The following is a 25949-nucleotide window of genomic DNA, read 5'->3' on the forward strand; positions in this document are numbered from 1 at the left end:
GGCCTGTTTGCAAGTGGCATGCCACCGGATCAAAGGGTAAACCCTTGATATCGCAAGTTGTTGATGTGAATGGGTTTTGTGTTTCTTGAAAAGCCTGCTCTGCAGGCATTCATCGATTCGCCCGGTGCGGTGTTGCATGAATGAAATAATCGGTTGCATGAATGAATCAGTTGTGCCTTCCATGCATGCAACCCCTTCCGGCCCCCGCGCAGCCTGGCCGCGCGTCGTCACCGTGGGCCGCCACCGCATCGGCCGCGTGCTGGAGCGCATGTCGCTGGCCGTGGGCGACCAGGTGCGCGTGGAGCATGTCAGCGCGGCCTTTGACGATGCCGTGCAGGCCGTGCGTGCGCTGCAGGCGGTCGAGCCCATAGACGCCCTGGTGGCCGCAGGGGCCAGCGGCGCCTGGGTGCGCGAGCGGGTCGATATCCCCGTCGTCATGATCGAGGTGCGCGGGTTCGATCTGCTGCAGGCGCTGGCCAGCGCACGTGCACTGGCCCAGTCCGGCGGCACGCCGCGCATCGGGCTGGTGTCGTTCGACCATCCCTCGCCGCATCTGGCCCAGTTCGACGCGCTGTTCGGCGCCGGCATTGCGCAGTTCAGCTACCACGGACCCGAAGATGCCCAGGCCTGCGTGCGTGCGCTGCAGGCCGCCGGCGTGGGCGCCGTCGTCGCGCCGGGCCTGGTGGCCGACCTGGCCGAGCAGGCCGGCATTCCCAGCGTGCTGCTGTACTCCGATGGCGCCGTGCTGCAGGCCCTGCGTGACGCCGTGCTGCTGGCCCGCCACCGCCATGCCGAGCGCGCCCGCCACCAGCGGCTGGAAACCGTGCTCGGCCAGTTGCAGGACGGCGTGGTCGCCGTGGACACGCAAGGCCGCATCCAGGCCCTGAACCCCACCATGGCCGCGCTGCTGGGCGCGCCCGCCAATGCGCTGCATGGCCGGCTGCTGGACGAGGTGGCACCCGCGCTGGCACTGGCACAGGCGCTGCAGTCGCAGTCCCTGGAGCCCGAAGGCAGTGAAGACGTGGTCCAGCTGGCCATGCGCACCCTGGTGGTACGGCGCGCGCCCATCGTGGAAAACGGCCAGCTCACGGGCGCCTTGCTGGTGTGCCGCGACCCGGCCACCATCCAGCGTGCCGACCGCCACCTGCGCGCCAACCGCAGCCTGCGCGGCGCGGGCGTGCGCTGGCGCATCGAAGACTACGCGGGCGACAGCGAACCCGCCCAGCGCGTGCGCCGCCTGGCGCGCCAGTTCGCGGCCAGCGATGCCACCGTGCTCATCCAGGGCGACAGCGGCACGGGCAAGGAGTTGCTGGCCCAGGGCATGCACCGCGCCAGCCGGCGCGCGGCCCAGCCCTTCCTGGCGGTGAACTGCGCGGCCCTGGGGGAAAGCCTGCTGGAGAGCGAACTCTTCGGCTACGACGAAGGCGCTTTCACCGGCGCGCGGCGCGGCGGCAAGACCGGGCTGATCGAGGCGGCCCATACGGGCACCTTGTTCCTGGACGAGATCGGCGACATGCCGCTGGCCCTGCAGTCCCGCCTGCTGCGCGTGCTGCAGGAGCGCGAAGTGCTGCGCGTGGGCTCCACCACGCCCGTGCCGGTGGACCTGCGCGTCATCGCCGCCACGCACGCCGATCTGGCGGCCCTGGTCGAGCGCGGTGAATTCCGGCGTGACCTGTTCTACCGCCTGGCCGTGCTGCGCCTGTACATGCCCGGACTGCACGAACGCGGCCCGGCCGATGTCCAGGCCCTGGCCCGCGCCATGCTGGCGCGGCGCCTGCGCACGCAGTCGCTGCAGGCGGAAGGGCCATCGCTGGAGCCCTTGCTGGCGGCCTTGCTGGAGCTGGCATCCGGCCACCGCTGGCCCGGCAATGCGCGAGAGCTGGACAACTGGGTGGAACGCCTGCTGGCCTGCCGCCACGACCTGCGCGACAGCGCGGGCCGCGTGGACATGGGCCGCTTGCGGGAGCTGTTTCCTGAATGCGGCGGGGCTGGGCAGGGTACCGTTCAGGCCCTGCCAGCGCAGCAGCGGCAACTGCAACTGCGCGAGGCCCGGCGCGATGCCGAGCGCCAGCGCATGCGCGAAGTGCTGGAGCAGGTACAGGGCGACCAGCGCCGCGCCTGCGAGATCCTGGGCATCAGCCGGGCCACGTTGTGGCGCAGGCTCAGGGCGCCGGACTGATCAGGGTGCATGGCCACCCAGCCGCTCGGCCAGGAAATCCATCAGCACGCGCAGCTTCAGTGGCAGATGTCTGGTGGGCGGGTGAAGAATCCACAGCTGGCCGCTGTAGTTGGGCAGGAAGCTCCAGTCCGGCAGCACCTGCACGATGCGCCCGTCCGCCAGGGCCTGCCGTGCCGTGAAGCGGGGCAGGCTGGCGATGCCGATGTGCTGCAGCACGGCGTCCAGCCGCACACCGGTGTGGTTGGCCGCATAGCGCCCGCGCACGGCCACGGTGACGGTCTTGCCGCGGCCGCGCAGCTTCCAGTGCGCGTCGCCGGGCTCCTCTCCCAGGTAGATGCAGCTGTGGGCCTTGAGGTCCAGCGGATGTGCGGGCGTGCCGTGCCGGGCCAGGTACTGGGGCGAGGCGCACAGCAGATGGTCGATGTCCATCAGGTGGCGGCCCATGAGCCCTGGCGGCGGGTGGTTGGTGATGCGTATGGCCAGGTCCACGGGGTCATCGATCAGGTCCATGTAGCGGTCTTCCAGCCGCATTTGCACGTCGACCTCGGGATACAGGGCCAGGAAGTCGGGCATGTGGGGATGGACCACGGTATGGCCCACGGCCTTGGGCACGCTGATGCGCACCAGGCCGCGCGGCTGCGCGTCCTGAAGCAGGGATGCAGCCATGACGGCCTGCGCGGCGCCCACCATGTCCAGGCAGCGCGCATGCACTTCGCGGCCGGCCTCGCTCAGGCGCAGCTTGCGCGTGGTGCGTTCCAGCAGGCGCAGGCCCAGCGCCTTTTCCAGCCGCGCCACGCCCCGGCTGGTGGCCGATGGCGTGCTGCCCAGCTGGCGCGCGGCCTCGGAGAAGCTGCCCGTGTCCACCACCTTGACGAAGATGGCCATTTCTCCGAACAGGGGCAGGGCTTGATTTGTGCTCATGGCGCAAAGAATATTTGGAATACCGGGGGATTATCGCGATGGCAGCCCGGTTCTACACTGCCGCTCCATGCCTTTGCACACCTCCACTCCCCTCATCGAATCCCATGCCCTGGGCCAGGCCAGCGGCCAGAACATCTGGCTCAAGCTGGACGCGCTGCAGCCTTGCGGATCATTCAAGTTGCGCGGCATAGGCCATGCCTGCGAGACCCTGGCGGGCCAGGGCAAGAAGCGCTTTGTGGCCTCGTCGGGCGGCAATGCCGGCATTGCCGTGGCCTATGCGGGACGGCAGCTGTCGATGCCCGTCACCGTGGTCGTTCCCCAGACCACGACCGAGCATGCACGGGCATTGATCCGCGCCCAGGGCGCCGAGCTGATCGTGCATGGCTCCGTCTGGGACGAGGCCAATGCGCTGGCCCAGTCCCTGCTGGGTGCCGACGATGCCTTTGTCCACCCGTTTGACGATCCGCTGCTGTGGGCCGGGCATTCCACCCTCGTCGACGAACTGGCCGCTGCCGGCTTCAAGCCCGACGCCGTGGTGCTGGCCGTGGGCGGCGGCGGCCTGCTGGCCGGCGTGGTGCAGGGCCTGGAGCGCCATGGCTGGACCGATGTGCCCGTGATCGCGGCGGAGACGGCCGGCGCCGATTCTCTGGCGCAGTCCCTGGCCCAGGGCCGCCGCGTACTGCTGGACCGCATCACCAGCGTGGCTACTTCGCTGGGCGCGCGCCAGGTCTGCCAGCGGGCCTTCGATCTGGCGCAGGTGCACCCCGTGCGCAGCGCCGTGGTGACGGATGCGCAGGCGCTGCAGGCCTGCCTGCGCTTCATTGACGACCATCGCCTGCATGTGGAGCCGGCCTGTGGCGCCGCGCTGGCCCTGGCCTACGGGCGCGCTCCTGCGTTGCAAGGCTTCCAGCGCGTGCTGGTGGTGGCCTGCGGCGGCACGACGAACACGCTGGAGCAGCTCCAGGCGTGGCGTGGGGCGGCGCTGGCAGCCGAGGCGTGAGCACGGCTGCGGCCTGAAGTCCCGGCCCGCGCATTCATGCGGCGCTCAACACCTCGCCGGGGACCCTGATCCAGCCTTCCATCAGGATGCGTGCGCTGCGGCTCATCAGGGCCTTGGTCACCTGCCACTGGCCGTTCACCAAACGGGCCTCGGCGCCCACGCGCAGCGTTCCGGAGGGGTGGCCAAAGCGCACGGCGCTGCGCTCGCCGCCGCCTGCCGCCAGATTCACCAGCGTGCCCGGCACAGCCGCTGCGGTGCCGATGGCCACGGCAGCCGTGCCCATCATGGCGTGGTGCAGCTTGCCCATGGACAGGGCGCGCACCAGCAGGTCCACGTCACCCGATTCAATGCGCTTGCCGCTGGATGCCGTGTAGGCGGCCGGTGGCGCCACAAAGGCGATCTTTGGCGTGTGCTGCCGTCTGGCGGCCTCGGCCAGGTCCTTGATCAGCCCCATCTGCAGCGCGCCGTGGGCGCGTATGGCCTCGAAGCGGGCCAGGGCCTCGTCGTCCGTGTTGATGGCGTCCTGCAGCTCGCAGCCCGTGTAGCCCAGGTCCTGGGCGTTCAGGAAGATGGTCGGAATACCCGCATTGATCAGCGTGGCCGCCAGGCTGCCCACGCCGGGCACGTCCAGCCGGTCCACGAGGTGGCCTGTAGGGAACATGGCTCCGCCATCGTCTCCTTCATCGGCGGGATCCAGGAACTCCAGCGCCACTTCGGCGGCCGGGAAGGTCACGCCATCGAGCTCGAAGGAGCCGGTCTCCTGGACCTGGCCTTGCGTGATGGGCACATGGGCCACGATGGTCTTGGCGATGTTGGCCTGCCAGATGCGAATGGTGACCGTGCCGTTGCGAGGAATGCGCGCGGGATCTATCAGTCCCATGTGGATGGCGCAGGGCCCCACGGCGGCCGAGAGGTTGCCGCAGTTGCCGCTCCAGTCCACAAACGGCTGGTCGATGGCGACCTGGCCAAACAGATAGTCCACGTCATGGCCTTCCCGCGTACTGGGAGCCAGGATCACGGCCTTGCTGGTGCTGGACGATGCATTGCCCATGCCGTCGATCTGCTTGCCGTACGGGTCGGGGCTGCCCAGGGCGCGCAACAGGATGGCGTCGCGCACGGGTCCGGGGCGCTGGGCCGCCTCGGGCAGATCCTGCAGGCGAAAGAACACGCCCTTGCTGGTGCCGCCGCGCAGATAGGTGGCAGGGATGCGCAACTGGGGAAGAAAGGTTTCGGGGATCGCGCCCATCTCAGGCCTCCTGTGCTGTTGTTCGTATCTGTGTCTGTTCTTGCGGTCTGCCGATCGCCGGAGCGCGCAGCCTCTGGCGGCGGTTGATGCCCATGGACGGTGTCCCCTGCGGTGTCAGGCGATGGCAGTAGGCCAGGTTTGTTGCAAGCGCCATGCCATCCGCATCAAGGGAAAACCCGTGCAAGCCTTGCAGCGCGCCAGCACAGGGCGTGTGCACTGCGGTGCTGGCTGCCGCCGCAACATTCGTTTCACTGTCGTTTCAAAATTGCTGCTTTTGATTTCATGGATGAGGGAGCGTGCAACGGTTCGGTCCCCCAGTCCCACGCCGGCCTGCGGAGCTCTCTAGGGTTTGCCCGGGCCAGCCTTCAGCAAGTGTGCTTGCAGACGATAGAGGAAGGGTGTTTGTAGGATTTGTCTTATCCATGGTTCGCCTGCCGCGTGCCGAAATCCATTTATCCTCGCGCTCTGCTCCACATGGCCTGTACTGCCCTTTCCGGTGAACCTGCCATGGGGCTGGCAACGAGCGGTTCCGTGCTCCTGGACCGATTTCCCGTGACCGCCTATTCCGCCTTAGCCGCTCCATGTCAGTTTTTGCCCAGCGCACGCTTGTAGCCATCCGGGCCGCCTGGCCAGCCGCAACCGTCATGGCGGTGGGCATGTGCCTGAGCGCTGTGCTTGCCTTGCAGCAGCAGCGGGCGCTGGAGCGTATCGACCTGCAGCGCCATACCCAGCAGGCCCAGTCGGCCCGCCAGGCGCTGGAGATGCGCCTGGATGCCTACGCGGTCATGGTCCAGCATGTGGCCAACCAGCTGGCCGCCTCTCCCGAGATGGGGCAATCGGCCTTCGCGCGCATGGCGCAGGCGCTGCGCATACAGGCGCAGCCGGGCATGCAGGCGCTGTCCTTTACACGGGCCGCAACGCAGCGCGGTCTGCCCGGCCAGGATCAGGCCTTCACCGCCCGGCCCGGGCCCCACTATTTCTTCATCGACTATCTCTGGCCGCTGGAGGGCAACGAGTCCATTGCCGGCCTGGACATGCACGACCGCCCCAGCCTCATGGCCAGCATGGTGCGCAGCCGCGACAGCGCGGCCGCCGTGGTCTCGGCACCGTTTGCGCTGAAGCAGCCCGGCGAGCATGCCACCGCCGTGCTGGTGCGCGCGCCTGTCTTTGCGCTTGTGGACCACCAGTCCCCGGACGGGGAGGCCGCGCAGCCGCTGTTTCTGGGGACTGCAGACGTCAGCGTGCGCGTGCACGACCTGGTGCAGGATCTGCATGAACGCGGCTTTCTGCGCCGGCTTGCGCTGGCCATGCATGACGCAGGCCCGACCTCGCCCCTGCCGCCGGCCGGCATATCGCCGCTGCCGCTGTACCTGGGCGCGGCCTGGCCGGAGCGCGGGCAGGAGGCGGCCGGCATGGGCGACACCGGCCAAGTGGTGCTGGAGCAGACGCTGCAGGCCCAGGACCGGCTGTGGCGGTTGAACTTCATTCCCATGGGGACGGCCCTGTCCTGGACCGAGCGTGTCCAGCCCCTGGTTCTTTTCGCGCTGGGCATGCTCGTGTCGGCCCTGCTGGCGTCGCTGGCGGCGGCCTGGTGGCGGCGCCATCCTTCCAGCTGGGCCCAGCTGCGCGCCTCCTCCCGCAGCATGCGCGAGAGCGATGCCCGCTTTCAGGCCCTGTTCGAGCAGGCTGCCGTGGGCGTGGTGCAGGTCGATGCGGCCAGCGGCAACGTCCTGCATGTGAACCGCAGGTACTGCGACATTACGGGCCATGAGGCGCAGCAGCTGTGCCAGCGGCCCCTGCTGGCCCTGTTGGCGGCCGAAACCCTGGAGGGCGACCGGGTGCTGCTGCAGGAGCTGACGGCGGGCCAGCGCGGGGCCCTGCAGATCGAGCGGCAGCTGCGGCGCCGCGACGGCACCCTGGTCTGGGTGGAGCTGCATATCTCCGCGCTGGGCCATGGCCCGTCCCGGCGGCTGATGGCGCTGGTGCAGGACATCAGCGCGCGGCGCCACCTGCAGCAGATGCAGCGCGATGGATCGCGCCATCTGCGCATGGTCATCCAGCGCCTGCCTCTGGGCCTGGCCATGCTTCAGGACGACGGCCGCTTCGCCTACTGGAACGAGGAATTCATGCGCCTGGCGGGCCACGGTGCCACGGCCGGCATGGATGGTGATGGCTGGTGGTGCAACATGTGTCCCGATGAAGCCCGCCGCCTGCGCATGCAGCGCCGCTTCGAGGCCGCGCAGGCGAGGGCGCGCGTGGCACAGAGCCTGCACAGCGGCGAGTCCGACAGCTGCGGCACCCTCAACTGCGAGGAATACCAGCTCATGGGCAGCGATGGCCGCACGCGTTCCGTATCGATAGGCGGCATGCTGCTGGACGAAGGCTGCCTGCTGATCCTGCAGGACCAGAGCCAGCGCAAGACCGCCGAAGAGGAAATCCGCCGCCTGGCCTTCCACGACGCGCTCACCGGCCTGCCCAACCGCCGCCTGCTGGTGGACCGGTTGCAGCAGGCGCTGGCCTCCAGCCGCCGGCGCGGGCGCTGCGGCGCCGTCATGCTGCTGGATGTGGACAACTTCAAGGCCTTCAACGACAGCCTGGGGCTGGAGCTTGGCGATGTGCTGCTGCGCATGATTGCCGAGCGCCTGGCGCAGTCCCTGGGGCCCGAGGCCACGCTGGCCCGCCACAGCGGCGATGACTTCGTCGTGCTGCTGGAGGACCTGGGCAAGGACTCCATGCATGCGGCCTCGCAGCTGGAAGGCGAGGTCCAGCGCATGCGTTCGCTGCTGCAGCAGCCGCTGCAGTTGGCAGGCCAGTCCTGCCACATCACGATGAGCATTGGCGCCAGCCTGTTCGGCGAGCAGGAACTGAGCGCCGACGAGGTGCTGCGCCGCGCCGAAATGGCCATGTACCAGGCCAAGGGCATGGGGCGCAACACGCTGCAATTCTTCGATCCGCAGTTGCAGGCCGTGCTGCGCTCGCGCACGGCCATGGAGCAGGAAATGCGCGAGGGCCTGGTGCGCAGCCAGTTCGTCCTGTACTACCAGCCGCAGATGGCGCACGGACGCATCGTGGGCGCCGAAGGCCTGCTGCGCTGGAACCACCCGCGCGAAGGGCTGGTGCCGCCCTCGCTCTTCGTCTCGCTGGCCGAGGAGACCGGCCTGATCCAGCAACTGGGCGAATGGGTGCTGGGCGAGGCCTGCAGGCAGCTGGCGCAATGGGCGGCGGACCCCGAAATGGCCTGCATGGTGCTGGCCGTCAACGTCAGCCCGCGCCAGTTCCACCAGGCGCGCTTCGTGGAGCAGGTGCTGCAGGCGCTCAAGGAGCATGGCGCCAACCCGCGCCTGCTCAAGCTGGAGCTGACCGAAAGCCTGCTGCTGGCCGACGTGGACGACACGGCCGCCAAGATGGCCACGCTCAAGGCCCACGGTGTCGGCTTCTCGCTGGATGACTTCGGCACAGGCTATTCCTCGCTGGCCTATCTCAAGCGCCTGCCGCTGGACCAGCTCAAGATCGACCGCAGCTTCGTGCGCGACGTGCTCAGCGACCCCAACGACGCGGCCATTGCGCGCACCATCGTCGCCCTGGGCACCAGCCTGGGACTGCAGGTCATCGCCGAAGGCGTGGAAACCGAGGCGCAGCGCCAATTCCTCGAAGACCAGAGCTGCCACGTCTGGCAGGGCTACCTGCTCAGCCCGCCCGTGCCCGTGCGCAGCTTCGAGGCCCTGGTGCGCGAGGCCGCCCCCTTGCAGCGCCCCCCGGCCTTGAGCCCCGCATGCCTGACCCCGCCGGCGCAACACCGGCCCGAAGTGGCGGAATGCACGGACGCCAGCACGGGGCCAGAGGTCCCTTCAAACCATTCTTGACATTCGCAGCGGCCCCGCCCGGGCCGCTTTCCATTCTTGAGAGGGGGTGGCGCGCGGTATCATCCCGAGCTGCCTTGTTCTTTCCCCACCTCCTTGTTTGTCCGTTCGCCGCGGACCGCTTTGTGCCTGCATCGTGCGCCTGAATTCCATCAAGCTGTCCGGCTTCAAGTCCTTCGCCGAGCCCACCAACTTCATGCTGCCGGGTCAACTGGTGGGCGTGGTGGGCCCCAACGGCTGCGGCAAGTCCAACATCATGGATGCGGTGCGCTGGGTGCTGGGCGAGAGCAAGGCCAGCGAGCTGCGCGGCGAGTCCATGCAGGACGTGATCTTCAACGGCACCACGCACCGCAAGCCGGCCAGCCGCTCCAGCGTGGAACTGGTTTTCGACAACAGCGACCACCGTGCGGGCGGCCAGTGGGGCCAGTTCGGTGAGATCGCCGTCAAGCGCGTGCTCACGCGCGAGGGCAACAGCAGCTACTTCATCAACAACCAGGCCGTGCGCCGCCGTGACGTGCAGGACGTGTTCCTGGGCACGGGCCTGGGCCCGCGCGCCTACGCCATCATCGGCCAGGGCACGATCAGCCGCATCATCGAGTCGCGCCCCGAAGAGCTGCGCCTGTTCCTGGAAGAGGCCGCAGGCGTGTCCAAGTACAAGGAGCGCCGGCGCGAGACCGAGAACCGACTCTCGGCCACCACCGAGAACCTCACGCGCGTGGAGGACATCCTGCGCGAGCTCAACAACAACCTCGACCGGCTGGAGAAGCAGGCCGAGGTGGCGGCGCAGTACAACGCGCTGCAGTCCCAGGTCACGCTCAAGCAGCAGCAGCTGTGGTTTCTCAAGCGCGCCGAGGCCGAGGCCGAGCAGGACCGCGTGCGCGTGGAGGGCCTGAAGGCCGTCAACGAGCTGGAAGAGCGCATGGCCGACATCCGCAACAACGAAAGCGGACTCGAAACCCTGCGCCAGGCCCACTATGACGCCAGCGACCAGGTCAACCAGGCCCAGGCCAAGCTCTACGAATCCACGGCCGAGGTCGGCAAGCTGGAGGCCGAGATCCGCTACGTGCTCGAAGGCCGCCAGCGCGTGCAGCAGCGGCTGCAGCAGCTGTCCGAGCAGGTGCTGCTGTGGAACAGCCGCCGCGAGGAGGCCGAAGCCGAAATCGAAAATCTCGACGGCGCCGGTATGGACGCCGAGGAACAGGCCGAGATGCTGGCCGCCCAGGTCGAGGAGCAGAGCATGCGCCTGCCCGACCTGGAAGAGGCGCTGCGCAATGCCCAGAAGGCCGATGCCGACCAGCGCGCCAGCGTGGTGCAGGTGCAGCAGCAGATCCAGGTGCTGGCCGCTGAGCAGCGCAGCCTGGACGAGCAGCGCCGCCAGTTCGAGACCCGCTTCGAGCGACTGCGCGCCGACCGCAATGCGCTGGAGACACCCGACGAGGCCCGCCTCCACAATCTGCAGTCCCAGCTGGACGAGGCCCGCGAACTGGCTGAAATGGCCGATGCCGTGCTCAACGAGCTGCAGGACTCCGTGCCCCAGCTCGATGAGGACCGTCGCACGCGCCAGCAGGCCGTCAATGCCGAGGCCGCGCGCCATGCCGACCTGTCGGCGCGGCTGGAAGCCCTCAAGGCCCTGCAGGAAAAGGTCAAGACAGACGGCAAGCTCCAGCCCTGGCTGGCCAAGCACGGCCTGGACGGCATGCAGGGCCTGTGGAGCCGCATTGCCATCGAGCCCGGCTGGGAAAACGCGCTGGAGGCCGCGCTGCGCGAACGCCTGGGCGCGCTGGAAGTGGGCCGGCTCGACATGGTGCGCGGCTTCCTGGGCGCAGGCGGGCACGATGCGCCCCCCGCGCGCCTGGCCTTCTTCAGCCCGCCGCAAGGCGCGCCCGCGCCGGCCGCCGGCCGCTGGCAGCACCTGTCGGACCTGCTGCGCGTGAACGATGCCGGCCTGCGCGCCGTGCTCGGCGACTGGCTGCAGGACTGCTACACGGCGCCCACGCTGGAAGAGGCGCTGTCGCGTCGCGGCGAGCTGCGGCCCGGCGAGACGGTCTATGTGCCCACGGGCCATGCCGTCAGCAGCCACAGCGTGAGCTTTTATGCGCAGGACTCGGAGCAATCCGGCCTGCTGGCCCGCGCCCAGGAAATCGAGCACCTTGAAAAGGAAGTGCGTGCCCAGGCGCTGATCTCCGACGAGTCGCGCACGGCCCTGGTGCGTGCCGAAAGCGCCTATGCCGAGGCCTCGCAGCGCCTGGTCAGCGCCCGGCGCGAGGCCAGCGAATCGCAAAGCCGTGCCCACGAGCTGCAGGTCGAGACGCTGCGACTGTCGCAGCTGGCCGAGCAGGCCCGTGCACGCAATGCCCAGATCAGCGCCGACCTGGCCGAGGTCGAGGCCCAGCTGTCCGACATCGAGGAGCGCCGCGTGGCGGCCGAAGCCCGCTTCGAGGAACTGGACATGCAGCTGGCCGACAGCCAGGAGCGCCATGCCCAGCTGGGCGACAAGGTGCTGGAGTCCGAGCGGCGCCTGAACGAATCGCGCGAGCAGCTGCGCACGCTGGAGCGCCAGGCCCAGGAGGCCACTTTCTCGCGGCGCAGCCTGGAGGCTCGCCGGGGCGAACTCAGCCGCACCATAGAGACGGCCAGCCAGCAGGCCCGCTCGCTGGCCGACGAGCAGCAGCGCGCGCAGGACGAACTCACGCGCCTGACCGATGCCGCCGCCCAGGGCGGCCTGCAGGACGCGCTGGATCTGAAGATGCAGCGCGAGCAGGCCGTGGCCGCGCGCCGCAGCGAATATGACGACCTGACCAACAAGCTGCGCGCCAGCGACGAACGCCGCCAGCAGCTGGAGAAGGCGCTGGACCCGCTGCGCCAGCGCATCACCGAATTCCAGCTCAAGGAGCAGGCCGCGCGCCTGGGCCTGGAGCAGTACTCCACCCTGCTGGAGGAGGCCGGTGCCGACCTGGCAGCCGTCTCCCAGTCCATTGCCGAGGCCAATGTGCGCATGCACGGCCTGCAGGGCGAAATCGACCGGCTGCACCGCGAGATCGCCGCCCTGGGCGCCGTCAACCTGGCGGCGCTGGACGAGCTGAAGCTGGCGCGCGAGCGCAAGACCTTCCTTGACGCGCAGACCGAGGACCTGACCCAGGCCATGAACACGCTGGAAGATGCCATCCGCAAGATCGACGCCGAGACGCGCGAGCTGCTGTCGGGCACCTTCGAGACCGTGAACGGGCATTTCGGGCGCATGTTCCCCGAGCTGTTCGGCGGTGGCCAGGCCAAGCTGGTGATCACCGGCGATGAAATCCTCGACTCGGGCGTGCAGGTGATCGCGCAGCCGCCCGGCAAGAAGAACCAGACCATCCACCTGCTGTCCGGTGGCGAGAAGGCGCTGACGGCGATTGCCCTGGTCTTCGCCATCTTCCAGCTCAACCCGGCGCCGTTCTGTCTGCTGGACGAGGTGGACGCGCCGCTGGACGACGCCAACACCGAGCGCTATGCCAAGCTGGTGGCCAGCATGAGCAAGGGCACGCAGTTCCTGTTCATCAGCCACAACAAGATCGCCATGGAAATGGCGCAGCAGCTCATCGGCGTGACCATGCAGGAGCAGGGCGTGTCCCGCATCGTGGCCGTGGACATGGAGTCCGCGCTGTCCATGGCTGAGCTATCCTGAGCATGTCCGCAACCTTCCGAACCCATTTGCTGGAACGACGTTTCATTCCTTCATTCCATGAGTAACCTGCAAATCAGTCTGGCCGTCCTGGGCTTTGTGGTGCTGGCCCTGATCATTGCCTACAACAGCTGGTCCGCACGCCGCAACGCACCCAAGCGCGCCGACCCCGTCGAAGAGGCGCAGCGCGATCCCTCGCGCCATGAACCCGGCATGGACACCGTGGGCCACGGCCCGGACCTGACGCACAGCCTGCGCGAGCCCGTGCTGGGCGACTTCGGCACCGCAGCCCCGGGCCAGAGCCCTGCCGCCGTGGACCGCTTTGCCGAAACCGATGCCGAACTGGCCCATCTGGTCCAGCTCGAAGAGCAGCAGCGCCAGGCCGAGGCCCAGGCCGCTTTGGCGGCCAAGGCAGCCCAGTCGGTGCAGACCGCGCAGGCTGCCCATGCCCTGCAGGCGGCTGAAGACGCCAGCGCATCGGCACCCGCATCTGCGTCAGTGCCTGCGCCATCCCCGTTGGCACCGCAGTCCATCGAGCCTTCCCTCAACGACGCGGCCCTGACCAGCGCTGCGGCCAGCCGGCCGGGCCTGGATGCGCTGATCGATGCCATTGCCCCCGTGCAGGTCGGCCAGGCCGTGCCTGGCGAACTGGCGCTGCAGGCCCAGCCGGCCACGCGGCGCGCGGGCAACAAGCCGTTTGCCATCGAAGGCATGAACCAGTCCACCCACCAGTGGGAGCCGCTGCAGCCCGGCCAGCGCTACCTGGGTTTCCAGGCCGGCGTGCAGCTGGCCAACCGCACGGGTGCGCTCAACGAGATCGAGTTCTCCGAGTTCGTTGCCAAGGTGCAGCGCTTTGCCGACGCGCTGGGCGCCACGCCCGACGTGCCCGACATGCTGCAGGAAGTGGCGCGTGCGCGCGAGCTCGACCAGTTCGCCAGCGAGCACGATGCCCAGCTCACCTTCATGCTGCGCGCACGCCAGGCCTCCTGGAGCGCGGGCTATGTGCAGCAGAACGCATCGCGCCAGGGCTTTCTGCCGGGCTCCATGCCCGGGCGCATGGCCCTGCCTTCGCCCACGCCCGGCATGCCGCCGGTGCTGGTGCTCAACTACGACCCGCAGGCGGCCATGGCCGACGACCTGGACACCTCGGTGGTGCGCGAGTTCCTGCTGAGCCTGGACGTGCCCCAGGTGCCGCGCGGCGAGCAGGCCTTCGTGCAGCTGCGCCAGGTGGCCGAGCGCCTGTGCCAGACCATGGACGGCGTGCTCTGCGACCAGAACGGCTACCTGCTGCCGGCCATGGCGCTGGACCCCATCCAGCACGACCTGGAACAACTCTATGACAAGCTCGACAGCCGCGAGCTGTCGGCGGGCTCCATGCTGGCGCGGCGACTGTTCAGCTGACGCGGCGCGGTGCCCCTGGTGCACAACAGGCTCCTGGCCTCAACCCCATGAACGACAATCTGGATCTCTTCTCCGGCGCAGCCCCCGCGGCGCCGGAGTCCGGGGCCGCCCCCGACAAGGTGCTGGCCAAGGTGCAGGCGCTGCGCGCCCAGCTCAACCAATGGGCACATGAGTACTACGTGCTGGACACGCCCACCGTGCCCGACGGCGAGTACGACCGCGTCTTCCAGCAATTGCAGGCATTGGAAGGTGCCTACCCCGAACTGGTCACCCCGGACTCGCCCACGCAGCGCGTGATCGGCGCCGTGCTCGACGGCCTGATGCCCGTGCGCCATGCCGTGCCCATGCTCAGCATCCGCACCGAGACCGACAACGAGGCCACGGGAGCCGAGGCCTTCGACGCACGCATCCGCAAGGAGCTGGAACTGGCCGAAGGCGCACCGCCCGTGGAATACGTGGCCGAGCCCAAGTTCGATGGCCTGGCCATGAACCTGCGCTACGAGAACGGCCGCCTGGTGCAGGCCACCACGCGCGGCGACGGCGAGGTGGGCGAGGACGTCACACACAACATCCGCACCATCCGCAAGATTCCGCTGTCCCTTCCCGAAGGCAAGGGCGTGCCGCCCGTGGTCGAGGTGCGCGGCGAGGTCTACATGGGCCGCGCCGACTTCGTCCGGCTCAACGAACGCCAGCAGGCCGCCGGCGGCAAGAGCTTTGCCAATCCGCGCAATGCGGCGGCGGGCTCGGTGCGCCAGCTGGACTCGGGCATTGCTGCGCAGCGACCGCTGTCCTTCTTCGCCTATGGCCTGGGAGAGATCACGCCGGCCGCGCAGGGCGGCCCCGACTTCGGCACCCACTACGCCATGCTGCAGACGCTGCGCGACTGGGGCTTCCCGGTGGCGCCCCAGGTCTGCATTGCCAAGGGTGCGGCCGAGCTGGTGGCCTTCCACCAGCGCATGGGCGCCGAGCGCGCCACGCTGCCCTACGAGATCGACGGCGTGGTCTACAAGGTTAACAGCCTGGCCCAGCAGCGCCAGCTGGGCTTTGTCTCGCGCGAGCCGCGCTGGGCCGTGGCCCACAAGTACCCGGCCGAGGAAATGCCCACGCGCATGGAAGGCATCGACATACAGGTCGGCCGCACGGGCAAGCTCACCCCCGTGGCGCGCCTGGCGCCCGTGGCCGTGGGCGGCGTCATCGTCACCAATGCCACGCTGCACAACCTGTTCGAGATCCGCAAGAAGCGCGTGCGCACCGGCGACACCGTGGTCGTGCGCCGCGCCGGCGATGTGATTCCCGAAGTCGTGGGCCGCGTGCCCGGCGACCGGCCGGCCTATGTGCCCAACTTCCGCATGCCCGCTGCATGCCCCATCTGCGGCAGCGCGGTGTCGCGCCCCAAGGGCGAGGCCAACCACCGCTGCACGGGCGGCCTGTTCTGCCCGGCGCAGCGCAAGGAGGCCATCCTGCACTTCGCCGCGCGGCGCGCCATGGACATCGAGGGCCTGGGCGACAAGCTGGTGGACCAGTTGGTGGACGGCCATGTGGTGCGCACGCTGCCCGACCTCTACCGCCTGGGCCTGGTGGCCCTGGCATCGCTGGACCGCATGGCCGAGAAGTCGGCCCAGAACGTGCTGGATGCGCTGGAGAAATCCAAGAAGACCACGCTGGCGCGATTCCTCTTCGGCCTGGGCATCCGCCAGGTCGGCGAGTCCACGGCCAAGGACCTGGCCCGCCATTTCGGCCAGCTGGACGCCATCATGGACGCCAGCGTCGAGCAACTGCTGCAGGTGCGCGACGTCGGGCCCATCGTGGCCGAGAGCATCCACACCTTCTTCGCCCAGCCCCACAACCGCGAGGTGGTCGAGCAGTTGCGTGCCTGCGGCGTGCACTGGGAAGAGGGCGCGGCGCGCGAGCAGACCGCCCAGCCCCTGGCCGGCATGACCGTGGTGCTCACCGGCACGCTGCCCACGCTGGGCCGCGACCAGGCCAAGGAGATGCTGGAGGCCGCTGGCGCCAAGGTCTCCGGATCGGTCAGCAAAAAGACCAGCTACGTGGTCGCGGGCGCCGAGGCCGGCAGCAAGCTGGCCAAGGCCGAGGAACTGGGTGTGCCCGTGCTGGACGAGGCCGGCATGCTGGCCCTGCTGGCGGGTGACCCCCCTGCTGCAGCCGCAGCGGAGCAGGGCTGATGGCGCTGAGTCCGCGCAAACCCGTGGTCGGCCTGGCGCTGGGCAGCGGGTCGGCGCGCGGCTGGGCGCATTTCGGCGTGCTGCGCGCGCTCGAGGATGCGGGCCTGCGGCCCGACATCATCTGCGGCTCGTCCATCGGCGCCCTGGTGGGCGCCTCCTATGCGGCCGGTGAAATGCAGCGCTTCGAGGAATGGGTGCTGGGCCTGGGCATGCGCAAGGTCTTCGGCTTCATGGACTTCAACATCGCGGGCGGCATGCTCAAGGGCGAGAAGCTGATCTCGTTCTGGCGCGAGCATTTCGTGGACTCGGCCATCGAGGATCTGAAGATTCCCTTCGGCGCCGTGGCCACCGACCTGCATTCGGGTGCCGAGGTCTGGCTGCGCAAGGGCTCCATCGCCGATGCCGTGCGCGCCTCCATCGCGCTGCCCGGCCTGTTCACGCCCGTGCAGCGCGAAGGGCGGCTGCTGGTCGATGGCGGCATCGTCAACCCCGTGCCCGCCTCGCTGGCGCGCGCCATGGGCGCGGACATCGTGATCGCGGTCGATCTCAATGCCGACATCATGCGGCGCCACATGCGGCCGCTGGCGCCCGCTGCCGCCATGGCCGCTGCGCCGCCGCTGGAGGAGGCCCCGCCCGCCGTGGAGCAGGGCGTGGCGCCCGAGGACCTGTCGGGCCAGGCCAGCGCCGTGGCCGGCTCGGCCTGGATGCGCCGGCTGCAGCGCGGCGTGATGGGGTGGATGCCCGGCCACCACCGCGATGAGGCAGGCCGCGAGACCGAGCCCCCGCCCCGGCCGCCCTCGCTGCTGGACGTGGTGATGACCAGCGTCAACATCATGCAGATGCGCATCACGCGCAGCCGCATGGCGGGTGACCCGCCCGAGCTGGTGATCGCCCCGCGCCTGTCCCACCTGGGCCTGCTGGACTTCCACCGCGCCCGCGAGGCCATCGACGAAGGCTACGAGGCGACGCAGGCCGCGCTGCCCGGCCTGCGCCACTGGGGTCTGTGAGGCCCCGGGGGAACGCGCCCTATGCCGCCTGGGCATCCCAGGCCGCCTCGCGCTCCACTGCTGCCGCGCTGCGGTCTGCGTTGGCCGCCGCGCCGCGCGAAGGCTGCAGCCGTTGCATCAATGCAGCCGGATCCAGGCACTGGATCAGCGGCAGGCCCGCGCCGGCATGCACCAGCTCCCGCACCAGGGCCGGCGTCGTGGAGGCCACGCTGAGCATGGGCGATTCCACCAGCGCGCTGGCCGGCAGCCGGTGCACGCCTTGCAGCGCGCTGACCAGCAGCCCCACGCGCAGGCCTCCGTGCTGGACCACGATGACCTGCGACTGCTCGGTGACCACGCCGGGCCGGCCCTGCAGCAGCGCGGCCAGGTCGAACACCCAGACATAGCCGCTGACGCTGCCCTGGCTGCGCCGCGCCAGCGCACCCACGCAAAACGGCAGCCGCCCTGCCGCCACGGGCGAGATGGCGCTGGCGGGCAGGGCCTCGCAGACATCGGCCGCCCGCAGGGCCAGCAGGCTGGCGCCCACGTAGAAGCTGGCCAGTTCCACCGGCGCATCGCCGCCGCCGTGCGCGGCGAGCGCACGCGCGACAGGACGCGAGCCATCCAGCCGCGTGGCCGGCGCCAGGCGCAGGGCGCGGTTGCGCGCATCGGCATGCACAGGGCCCAGCCGCTGAAGGCTCAGGCTGACGAGGCCGGCCAGTGTGTCCTCCGTTGCGCTTTCCTTTGCATCGCGTGCCGCGCCCTGGTCCAGCCGGAACTCGCGGTAGCCGCGCCCGGCAGCCATGCCGACGATGCAGTAGTGGCCTTCGATTTCCTCGATGCTGCTGCGTACCTCTCCATCGGCCAGCGTTGCCAGCCCGGCCACGCCTTCTATGCAACTGCCCAGCGGCCGACCGCCGTGGCTGGCGGCGATGATGCGGCCGTCGCGTGCCACGTAGAAAGCCTCCATCGGCAAACGGGGCAGGCCGTGGTCTTCGGGGCCGGCGTCTTCGGACTGCTCCGGTGCAGCGGCCTGCAGCATGGCCTGCAGTTCTCGGCGCGTGTGGAACAGCAGGGCAATGCCGCCGATGGCGGGGCCCTGATCTGCGCCCTGCCCATGCCCATGTCCATTGGTGGTTGAGGGGGCGCGCAATGCGGCGTGGTAGACGTGGACGGGCAGGCCCCCATCGTCCAGCTCCTGCACGTGATAGGCCTGGGCATCGCGCAGCGCCATGGTGGCCTGCAGTGCCGATGCCTGCACGCGCACGCCGGGTGACAGCGGCAGACCGGGTTCGTCCTCATGGCTGCAGGCCAGCACCAGGCCCTGGGCGTCATACAGCGCAATGCGCGCATAGACGGTGTACAGCGCATTGAGCTGCTCCAGCAGACGCTGCGCGGCGTCGTGTGCCTGTACCGACAGGGCCAGGCAGCCGCTGTTGTCTTGCAGCACTTTCTGCAGGCCTGGCGTCAGGGCCCACCAGCGGCAATCGTTGGCGCGTTCGTAGAGATTGCGCTCCAGCAGGTCCATCAGCAGCCGGTTCAGCGTGGTGTGCTCCTGCAGCCGCGTGGACAGCGCCGTCTCGTGCAGGCCGTGGATGGCGCGCGTGAACACGGCATGGGTCAGGTCGCCGGTCTCGCTCATCTGCTCCAGCACGGCCTGCAGCGGGTCCGGGTGGGCCGTGCCCTGCACGGGGGACTCCGGCGCCTGGCTGGCAGCCAGCACCTGGCCGTTCCAGACCACGCGGCGTATGTCGTCGGCCGCGCGTGCCATGGCGTGCAGGGGCGGGCAAAAGCCCCGGGACTGGGCCATCAGTCCTTCGGCGATGGCAGGCTCCAGTGCCTGCAGGACCTGCGGCCTTTGCTGGGTGGCGAAGGCCAGGTCCAGCGGCGCCATGACCTGGGTCTGCCAGCCCTCGGGGCCCGCATAGCCCTGGTAGGGCAGGGCGCGTGCCGTACGCACCAGATAGGTGCGGCCGGCGTGGATCAGCGGCTGCACGGCATCGCCGTGGTGCATGGGCACGCGGCTGCCGGGGGCGATCCAGTGGTCATCGCTGCTGGCAATGACCAGTCCAGCCGCATCCAGCAGCAGTCCCACCTGGGCGCGAGGCCCGCCCGAGGCAAAGATGGCCTGCATCTCGGCCGCGAAGTCGAAGCTCAGGCACAGTACGCCGAGCACCGCCATGGTGCGTGGATGCAGCAGGCGCTGCGCGTAGATCAGGCGGTCTGCGCCGGGCAGCACGCAGCTGGCGCCGAAATGGCTGACATGGCCGGCCTGCTGCAGGCACTGCTGAAACCAGCCCTCGGCGCAGGGCGGCAGCGGCTTGTCGCCTGCCTGGGCGCGTGCACAGACCTGGCCCTGGGTGTCCAGCAGCAGGATGTCGTCGTAGACCGTGTACTTGGCACGGTAGGCCTGCAGGTGCAGCTGCAGCGGAGCCTGCCAGGCGTGCAGGCCGCCCGCGGCCATGTCCAGCAGGATGTCGCCATCGCCGAGCTGGGCCATGGCCTCGCACAGCACGGAATCGGCGGCCAGGAAGCCGACATCGGCCGTGCGCTCGTAGAGGCTGCGCACCAGCAGGTCGATGGCATGGCTGGACTGCATGCCCAGCTGGGCCATGGCTTCCTGCGCGGACTGGGCCAGCTGCGACTGCAGCAGGCCTTGCTCCAGCTGCTCCAACCCCTGGCGCGTGTCGGTCAGCATGGACACCAGGGCCTGTCCCTGCTGCGAGGCCTGCATGCGGGCCGAAGCCTCGATGAGACGCCACATGAGCCGGATCTCGCGCAGGTCGGCGGCGTTGCGGTTGAGTTCCCGCAGGTGGGGAAGAATCAGGTCGGTGGGCAGGGATGTGGCCATGGGGCGCTCCGCAGTCAGGTTCAGGTTCGGTAAACCAACTTTTCCGCTCAGGGAAAAGCCCTATGCAAAGAGCAAGAAGGAGGCCAGTTTGTGACTAAATGTGTCTGCAAGGTGACATAGGGGTGACGGACCGCCGCCTGCTCCCCGTCCGCAGCCCGTCCGGTGCCACACCGGGGCATGGCCCGGCATCACCGCAGTGCGTACGCCGGCGCCCCGTGCAGCACGGTGGTGCCTGGCGGCCGTGCAGGCCTACAGGCTCAGGTCGATGGAGTGCACCCGGTGCGCGTCCAGCAGGCCGGCAGCCCGGTCGGCGAAGTAGCGCTCCAGCGTCACGCGCACGGTGCGGAAGGCCAGTTCCTCCCAGGGAACATCGGCCTGCGCAAACAGGCGGGCCTCCATGGTCTCGGGGCCGGGGTAGAACTGCTCGCTGCGCAGACGGGCGCGGTAGAACAGATGGACCTGGCTGACCTTGGGCACGTCCACGATGGAAAACAGCGGCCCCATCTCGATGTCGGCGCCGGCTTCCTCGTCGGTCTCGCGCTGGGCGCCGCGTGCCGTGGTCTCGGCCAGTTCCATGAAGCCTGCGGGCAGGGTCCACAGGCCCCGGCGCGGCTCGATGTTGCGCTTGCACAGCAGCACGCGGCCGTCGTCGGTCACGGGGATGGTGCCCACCACGTTCAGCGGGTTCTCGTAGTGGATGGTGTGGCAGTGCGGGCACACGGCGCGCTCGCGCGTGTCGCCATCGTCAGGAAGGCGGTAGACCACCGCCGTGCCGCAGGCTCGGCAGAACTTGATGGGGCTGCGAAAAATCATGCCGACACCATGAAAGTGAAAGCGCCGCCAGACGGAAGGCAGTAAGGCATTCCGTGCGGCGGACCGTGGGTTCAAACACAAAGGCCGGCAGGCCGGGGAGCGTGCTCCCTGCTGCCTTGCCGGCCTGTCGCCAGGCTCAGAGAAAACTCAGGCGATCTTGACGCTCAAGGGGCTCAGCCCGTCGATGCGGCCTTCCAGCAGGTCACCGCGCACCACGGCGGCCACGCCTTCGGGCGTGCCCGTCATGATCAGGTCGCCGGGCTGCAGTTCCCAGGCCGCCGACAGGTGCTCGATGGTCTCGGCAATGTTCCAGATCAGCTTGCCGATGTCGCTGCGCTGGCGGTCGGCGCCATTGACCTGCAGCGAGATCGCGGCCTTGGCGATGTCGCCGGCCTCGGCTGCCGGGGTGATGGGGCCGATGGGTGCGGCATGCTCGAAGGCCTTGCCGATGCACCAGGGTCGGCCCTGCTTCTTCATGTCGTTTTGCAGGTCGCGGCGCGTCATGTCCAGGCCCACGGCGTAGCCCCAGACGTAGTCCAGCGCATCGGCTGCCAGGATGTTCTTGCCCGCCTTGCCGATGGCCACGACGAGCTCGATCTCGTGGTGCAGGTTGGAGGTCAGCGTGGGGTAGGGCATGGTGCCCGTGGTGCCGGCCTCGACGGGCACGATGGCGTCGGCAGGCTTGAGGAAGAAGAAGGGCGGCTCGCGGCCGGTGAAGCCCATCTCCTTGGCGTGTTCTTCGTAGTTGCGGCCCACGCAGTAGATGCGGTGCACGGGGAAGCGCTCGGGGCGGCCCAGGACGGGTACGCTGGCCACGGCGGGCGGGTTGAAAACGTAGCTCATGTCGGTGTTCCTCTGGCGCCTTGTCTCTTGGGCGCCGCCGCAAGTGTGCCATGCATCGGCGCGGCTGCACGGTATGCTTTGCAGTCTATGAAGCTCCACACCTACTTCCGCTCGTCGGCCTCCTACCGCGTGCGCATTGCGCTGCAGATCAAGGGCCTGGACTATGAATCCGTACCCGTGCACCTGCTGCGCGGCGACCACAAGGCGCCGGCCTATGCCCAGCATGTCGGCGATGCGCTGGTGCCGGCGCTGGAGACCGAGGACGGCCACTGGCTGACCCAGTCCATGGCCATCATCGAATATCTCGATGAGACCCATGCCGAAATACCGCTGCTGCCGCGTGACGCCCTGGGCCGTGCCCATGTGCGCGCACTGGCCCAGATGGTGGCCTGCGAGATCCATCCGCTCAACAACCTGCGCGTGCTCAAGTACCTGGTGCGCAACCTGGGTGTCTCCGACGAGGCCAAGAGCGGCTGGTACGTGCATTGGGTGCGATCGGGCCTGGAGGCCTTCGAGCGCCAGCTGGACCTGCTGGCCGCCGAGCGCGAGGCCGCCGGCCTGCCGCCTTCGCTGTTTTGCTGGGGCGACACGCCCACGCTGGCCGATTGCTGCCTGGTGCCGCAGATCTTCAACGGCCGCCGCTTCAACGTGAGCCTGGACGGCCTGCCGCGCCTGGCGGCCATCGTCGATCGCTGCGAGGCGCTGCCGGCCTTCCAGAAGGCCCATCCCTCGGCCTGCCCCGACGCGGAATGAGCGCGGCCCGGCCTGACTCCATCCCCGGCAACCTCCCCGGCACCATCCCCGTATCCTGGCTGGTGCCCGACTGGCCCGCGCCGCCCGGCGTGCACGCGCTGTGCACCTCGCGCGAAGGCGGCGTCAGCACGGCGCCCTGGGGCAGCCTGAACCTGGGCGACCATGTGGGCGACGACCCCCAGGCCGTGCGCGCCAACCGCCAGCGCCTGCAGGAGATCGTGCGTGCGGATACGCCGGATGCCTGCGCGGTGTTCCTGCAGCAGGTGCATGGCGTGGATGTCATCGCACTGGATGCAGGCAGCGCGCAGGGCCAGGCCTTCGATGCCTGCGTGACCAGCGCCTCGGGCGTGGTCTGCACCATCATGGTGGCCGATTGCCTGCCCGTGCTGCTGGCCCATCGCAGCGGCGCCGTGGTGGGCGCGGCCCATGCGGGCTGGCGCGGTCTGGCCGGAATGCCGCCTGGCCATGCGGGTCAGCCGTTGGCAGGCGGTGTGCTGGAGTCTCTGTTCAAGCGCTTTGCCGATCAGCTCCGGACCGCGCCCGAGCAGGTGGCGCCGCAGACCCTGGCATGGCTGGGCCCTTGCATCGGTCCGCGTTCCTTTGAGGTCGGTGCCGAGGTGCGCGCTGCCTTCATCGCGCATGACGCCGCCGCCGCCGCGCATTTCACCGCCATACCTCAGGCGGGCGAGGGCACCCCCAAGTACCTGGCCAGCCTGGCCGGGCTTGCGCGCCAGCGCCTGGCGGCGCTGGGCATCACTGCCATCCATGGCAATGACGGCAGCGACGCATGGTGCACGGTGCTCAACGACTCACGGTTCTTTTCGCACCGGCGCGACGCTGCCCGCCTGGGCAGCAGCGGCCGATTCGCCGCCTGCATCTGGAAGGACTGAGGGCGCGGGCGCGTCCGGTGCGTCCGCCGTGCCCTGCGAGGCCTGCTGCTGCGCCAGCCAGGCCTGGCGCTCGGCCAGTTCGCGCGCATGGCGCTTTCGGTTGCGCGCGGGCGTACCCATGATGTAGATCACGATGGACAGCGGCAGCAGTCCATACAGTGCGAAAGTGACCAGGGCGCCGAGTATGCTGCCCGTGGGGCTGGCGGCTTCGGCCACGGCCATCATCAGCGTGACATACAACCAGGCGATAACAACGAGATACATGGTCGATTCGAAAAAGGCGCACCGGGCACGGGTTTTTGTGGAGGGCTGTGCCGGGCAACGGGGGGCTCGCCTGGGTCACAATCAAAACGGATGCCCCGCAAGCCCCAGGCTATTGCGAACGGCATCCGCGAACAAGGATGCAGCATGAATTTTGACCCACTCGCAGGCCTGCCAGGCCAACCCATCCAGCAATTCTGGAACGAGCAATGGAGCCGGACGCTGCAGATACTGCAGCAGATGGGATCACCGGGAATGCCGGGAGCACAGGGCGCGGGCATGCCGGACATGGCCCAGGCCTGGAAGGCTGCAGTCCCCGAACCCGGCGCCTTGCCCGAGAACGCGCTGTCGCTGGACCCCGAAAAGCTGCTGGAGCTGCAGCGCCAGTACCTGGACGGCGCCAAGGCCATGTGCGAGCAGGGCGGCGCCCAGGCGCTGCTGGCCAAGGACAAGCGCTTCAACACCCAATCCTGGGCCGACAACCCGCTGACGGCGGCCACCGCAGCCACCTATCTGCTCAACAGCCGCATGCTCATGGGCCTGGCCGAGGCCGTGCAGGCCGACGAGAAGACCCGCAACCGCGTGCGCTTCGCTGTGGAACAGTGGCTGGCGGCCATGTCGCCCAGCAACTTCCTGGCACTCAATGCAGAGGCGCAGAAGAAGGCCATCGAAACCCAGGGCGAGAGCCTGGCCCTGGGCGTGGCCAACCTGCTGGCCGACATGCGCCAGGGCCATGTCTCCATGACCGACGAGAGCCTGTTCACCGTGGGCAAGAACGTTGCCACCACCGAAGGCGCCGTGGTGTTCGAGAACGAGCTGTTCCAGCTCATCGAGTACAAGCCGCTGACGGACAAGGTGCACGAGCGTCCCTTCCTCATGGTGCCGCCGTGCATCAACAAGTTCTACATCCTGGACCTGCAGCCCGACAACTCGCTGATCCGCTATGCCGTCAGCCAGGGCCACCGCACCTTCGTGATGAGCTGGCGCAATCCCGACGACAGCCTTGCGCACAAGACCTGGGACAACTACATCGAAGACGGCGTGCTCACCGGCATCCGCGTGGCACGCGAGATCGCAGGAGCCGAGCAGATCAACGTGCTGGGCTTTTGCGTGGGCGGCACCATGCTGTCCACCGCGCTGGCCGTGCTGCAGGCACGCCACGACCGCGAGCATGGCGCAGCTGCTGCTCCGGCGGCCAAGGCGGCTCCAGCCAAGCGCGCGGCTGGCAGCCGCAGCGCCGCCCGCACATCCACAGCCCGCGCCACGGCGCCGGCCGGCGTGCCATTTCCCGTGGCCAGCGTCACGCTGCTGACCACTTTCATCGACTTCAGCGACACCGGCATCCTCGATGTCTTCATCGACGAGTCCGTGGTGCGCTTCCGCGAAATGCAGATGGGCGAGGGCGGCCTCATGAAGGGCCAGGACCTGGCATCGACCTTCAGCTTTCTGCGTCCCAACGATCTGGTCTGGAACTACGTGGTGGGCAACTACCTCAAGGGCGAAACACCGCCGCCGTTCGACCTGCTGTACTGGAACAGCGACTGCACCAACCTGCCCGGCCCGTACTACGCCTGGTACCTGCGCAACCTCTACCTGGAAAACAAGCTGGTCCAGCCCGGTGCGCTGACCGTCTGCGGCGAGCGCATCGACATGCACCAGCTGCGCCTGCCGGCCTATATCTACGGCTCGCGCGAGGACCACATCGTGCCCGTGGGCGGCTCCTATGCATCGACCCAGGTGCTGGGTGGCGATAAGCGTTTCGTCATGGGCGCATCCGGCCACATCGCGGGCGTGATCAATCCGCCGGCCAAGAAAAAGCGCAGCTACTGGCTGCGTGAGGACGGCCAGCTGCCGCCCACGCTCAAGGAGTGGCAGGCCGGCGCCGACGAGTACCCCGGCAGCTGGTGGGCCGACTGGAGCCCCTGGCTGGCCGAGCACGGCGGCAAGCTGGTCGCGGCGCCAAAGCAGTACGGCAAGGGCAGGGAATACACGGCCATCGAGCCGGCCCCGGGCCGCTACGTGCTGGCCAAGGCCTGAGGCACAATCGTTTCGATGCTGCAGCGCAATAACGCTGCGGCTTGAATGCAGGGTGCCGCTGCCG

16 protein-coding genes are annotated in these 25949 nt (G+C 69.0%); 10 read left to right on the forward strand and 6 right to left on the reverse strand.

Going from position 1 to position 25949, the window contains the following annotated elements:
- The first annotated feature begins 181 nt into the window (after positions 1–181).
- Complete coding sequence (prpR, locus tag GRX31_RS10280; RefSeq protein ID WP_160852532.1) at positions 182–2179, forward strand: propionate catabolism operon regulatory protein PrpR; 1998 nt, start codon at positions 182–184, stop codon at positions 2177–2179.
- Here the strand turns inward: prpR and GRX31_RS10285 are convergent, their stop codons facing one another.
- The gene (locus GRX31_RS10285) at positions 2180–3100 is read right to left on the reverse strand and encodes a LysR family transcriptional regulator (protein WP_016453509.1); all 921 of its coding nucleotides are present in this window, start codon (positions 3098–3100) and stop codon (positions 2180–2182) included. It abuts the gene before it with no gap.
- A 67-nt stretch (positions 3101–3167) separates the two neighbouring features.
- On the opposite strand from GRX31_RS10285, the gene GRX31_RS10290 reads away from it, so the two are divergent.
- On the forward strand, positions 3168–4100 hold the full coding sequence (locus GRX31_RS10290) for a pyridoxal-phosphate dependent enzyme (protein WP_026062287.1): 933 nt from the start codon (positions 3168–3170) through the stop codon (positions 4098–4100).
- 34 nt (positions 4101–4134) lie between these two features.
- Here GRX31_RS10290 and prpF read toward each other — a convergent pair whose 3' ends face one another.
- Positions 4135–5346, reverse strand: coding sequence for a 2-methylaconitate cis-trans isomerase PrpF (gene prpF, locus GRX31_RS10295; protein WP_026062288.1), 1212 nt, complete (start codon positions 5344–5346; stop codon positions 4135–4137).
- A 656-nt stretch (positions 5347–6002) separates the two neighbouring features.
- Between prpF and GRX31_RS10300 the strand changes: the two genes are divergently transcribed.
- The 5 genes from GRX31_RS10300 (at position 6003) to GRX31_RS10320 (ending at position 17458) form a co-directional block, all read left to right on the forward strand.
- A complete protein-coding gene (locus tag GRX31_RS10300; RefSeq protein ID WP_237426647.1) occupies positions 6003–9209 on the forward strand; it encodes a bifunctional diguanylate cyclase/phosphodiesterase in 3207 nt (1068 codons plus the stop codon).
- 133 nt (positions 9210–9342) lie between these two features.
- Entirely contained in the window at positions 9343–12870 is a 3528-nt protein-coding gene (gene smc, locus GRX31_RS10305) for a chromosome segregation protein SMC (protein ID WP_160852496.1), read from the forward strand.
- Positions 12871–12927: 57 nt separating this feature from the next.
- A complete protein-coding gene (locus GRX31_RS10310; RefSeq protein WP_160852498.1) occupies positions 12928–14268 on the forward strand; it encodes a cell division protein ZipA C-terminal FtsZ-binding domain-containing protein in 1341 nt (446 codons plus the stop codon).
- A gap of 47 nt (positions 14269–14315) precedes the next feature.
- On the forward strand, positions 14316–16451 hold the full coding sequence (gene ligA / locus GRX31_RS10315) for an NAD-dependent DNA ligase LigA (RefSeq protein ID WP_016453503.1): 2136 nt from the start codon (positions 14316–14318) through the stop codon (positions 16449–16451).
- Positions 16451–17458, forward strand: a complete 1008-nt coding sequence (locus GRX31_RS10320) for a patatin-like phospholipase family protein (RefSeq protein WP_160852500.1) — start codon at positions 16451–16453, stop codon at positions 17456–17458. Before ligA ends, GRX31_RS10320 begins: the two co-directional genes overlap by 1 nt.
- Positions 17459–17477: 19 nt before the next feature.
- Here the strand turns inward: GRX31_RS10320 and GRX31_RS10325 are convergent, their stop codons facing one another.
- The 3 genes from GRX31_RS10325 to GRX31_RS10335 all read right to left on the reverse strand — a co-directional run bounded on the left by GRX31_RS10325 (position 17478) and on the right by GRX31_RS10335 (position 21944).
- Positions 17478–20288 carry a chemotaxis protein CheW gene (locus tag GRX31_RS10325; RefSeq protein ID WP_160852502.1) on the reverse strand — a complete coding sequence of 937 codons (2811 nt, stop codon included), beginning with the start codon at positions 20286–20288 and terminating at the stop codon, positions 17478–17480.
- A gap of 249 nt (positions 20289–20537) precedes the next feature.
- Positions 20538–21101 (reverse strand): NUDIX hydrolase, encoded by a 564-nt coding sequence (locus GRX31_RS10330; protein WP_016453500.1) that lies wholly within the window; start codon positions 21099–21101, stop codon positions 20538–20540.
- 147 nt (positions 21102–21248) lie between these two features.
- On the reverse strand, positions 21249–21944 hold the full coding sequence (locus tag GRX31_RS10335) for a fumarylacetoacetate hydrolase family protein (RefSeq protein WP_046982570.1): 696 nt from the start codon (positions 21942–21944) through the stop codon (positions 21249–21251).
- Between the two features lie 87 nt (positions 21945–22031).
- On the opposite strand from GRX31_RS10335, the gene maiA reads away from it, so the two are divergent.
- Complete coding sequence (maiA, locus tag GRX31_RS10340) at positions 22032–22697, forward strand: maleylacetoacetate isomerase (RefSeq protein WP_016445924.1); 666 nt, start codon at positions 22032–22034, stop codon at positions 22695–22697.
- Positions 22694–23587, forward strand: coding sequence for a polyphenol oxidase family protein (locus tag GRX31_RS10345; RefSeq protein ID WP_126312832.1), 894 nt, complete (start codon positions 22694–22696; stop codon positions 23585–23587). The genes maiA and GRX31_RS10345 overlap by 4 nt, the downstream gene beginning before the upstream one ends.
- Here the strand turns inward: GRX31_RS10345 and GRX31_RS10350 are convergent.
- Positions 23507–23851: a hypothetical protein gene (locus GRX31_RS10350; RefSeq protein WP_016445926.1), complete on the reverse strand. Its 345-nt coding sequence runs from the start codon at positions 23849–23851 to the stop codon at positions 23507–23509. The genes GRX31_RS10345 and GRX31_RS10350 overlap by 81 nt on opposite strands.
- A gap of 144 nt (positions 23852–23995) precedes the next feature.
- Here GRX31_RS10350 and GRX31_RS10355 point away from each other — a divergent pair, with 144 nt between their 5' ends.
- Positions 23996–25885 (forward strand): PHA/PHB synthase family protein, encoded by a 1890-nt coding sequence (locus GRX31_RS10355; protein WP_046982577.1) that lies wholly within the window; start codon positions 23996–23998, stop codon positions 25883–25885.
- Positions 25886–25949: the final 64 nt, after the last annotated feature.

This window comes from Delftia sp. CH05 (genome assembly GCF_009827015.1).
GTDB classification, from domain to species: domain Bacteria; phylum Pseudomonadota; class Gammaproteobacteria; order Burkholderiales; family Burkholderiaceae_C; genus Comamonas; species Comamonas tsuruhatensis.

Excerpts from the sequence above, each read along its gene's own strand:
- prpR (WP_160852532.1), top strand. The coding sequence starts at position 182 with ATGCATGCAACCCCTTCCGGCCCCCGCGCAGCCTGGCCGCGCGTCGTC.
- GRX31_RS10285 (WP_016453509.1), bottom strand. The coding sequence starts at position 3,100 with ATGAGCACAAATCAAGCCCTGCCCCTGTTCGGAGAAATGGCCATCTTC.
- GRX31_RS10290 (WP_026062287.1), top strand. The coding sequence starts at position 3,168 with ATGCCTTTGCACACCTCCACTCCCCTCATCGAATCCCATGCCCTGGGC.
- prpF (WP_026062288.1), bottom strand. The coding sequence starts at position 5,346 with ATGGGCGCGATCCCCGAAACCTTTCTTCCCCAGTTGCGCATCCCTGCC.
- GRX31_RS10300 (WP_237426647.1), top strand. The coding sequence starts at position 6,003 with ATGTGCCTGAGCGCTGTGCTTGCCTTGCAGCAGCAGCGGGCGCTGGAG.
- GRX31_RS10310 (WP_160852498.1), top strand. The coding sequence starts at position 12,928 with ATGAGTAACCTGCAAATCAGTCTGGCCGTCCTGGGCTTTGTGGTGCTG.
- ligA (WP_016453503.1), top strand. The coding sequence starts at position 14,316 with ATGAACGACAATCTGGATCTCTTCTCCGGCGCAGCCCCCGCGGCGCCG.
- GRX31_RS10320 (WP_160852500.1), top strand. The coding sequence starts at position 16,451 with ATGGCGCTGAGTCCGCGCAAACCCGTGGTCGGCCTGGCGCTGGGCAGC.
- GRX31_RS10325 (WP_160852502.1), bottom strand. The coding sequence starts at position 20,288 with ATGGCCACATCCCTGCCCACCGACCTGATTCTTCCCCACCTGCGGGAA.
- GRX31_RS10330 (WP_016453500.1), bottom strand. The coding sequence starts at position 21,101 with ATGATTTTTCGCAGCCCCATCAAGTTCTGCCGAGCCTGCGGCACGGCG.
- GRX31_RS10335 (WP_046982570.1), bottom strand. The coding sequence starts at position 21,944 with ATGAGCTACGTTTTCAACCCGCCCGCCGTGGCCAGCGTACCCGTCCTG.
- maiA (WP_016445924.1), top strand. The coding sequence starts at position 22,032 with ATGAAGCTCCACACCTACTTCCGCTCGTCGGCCTCCTACCGCGTGCGC.
- GRX31_RS10345 (WP_126312832.1), top strand. The coding sequence starts at position 22,694 with ATGAGCGCGGCCCGGCCTGACTCCATCCCCGGCAACCTCCCCGGCACC.
- GRX31_RS10350 (WP_016445926.1), bottom strand. The coding sequence starts at position 23,851 with ATGTATCTCGTTGTTATCGCCTGGTTGTATGTCACGCTGATGATGGCC.
- GRX31_RS10355 (WP_046982577.1), top strand. The coding sequence starts at position 23,996 with ATGAATTTTGACCCACTCGCAGGCCTGCCAGGCCAACCCATCCAGCAA.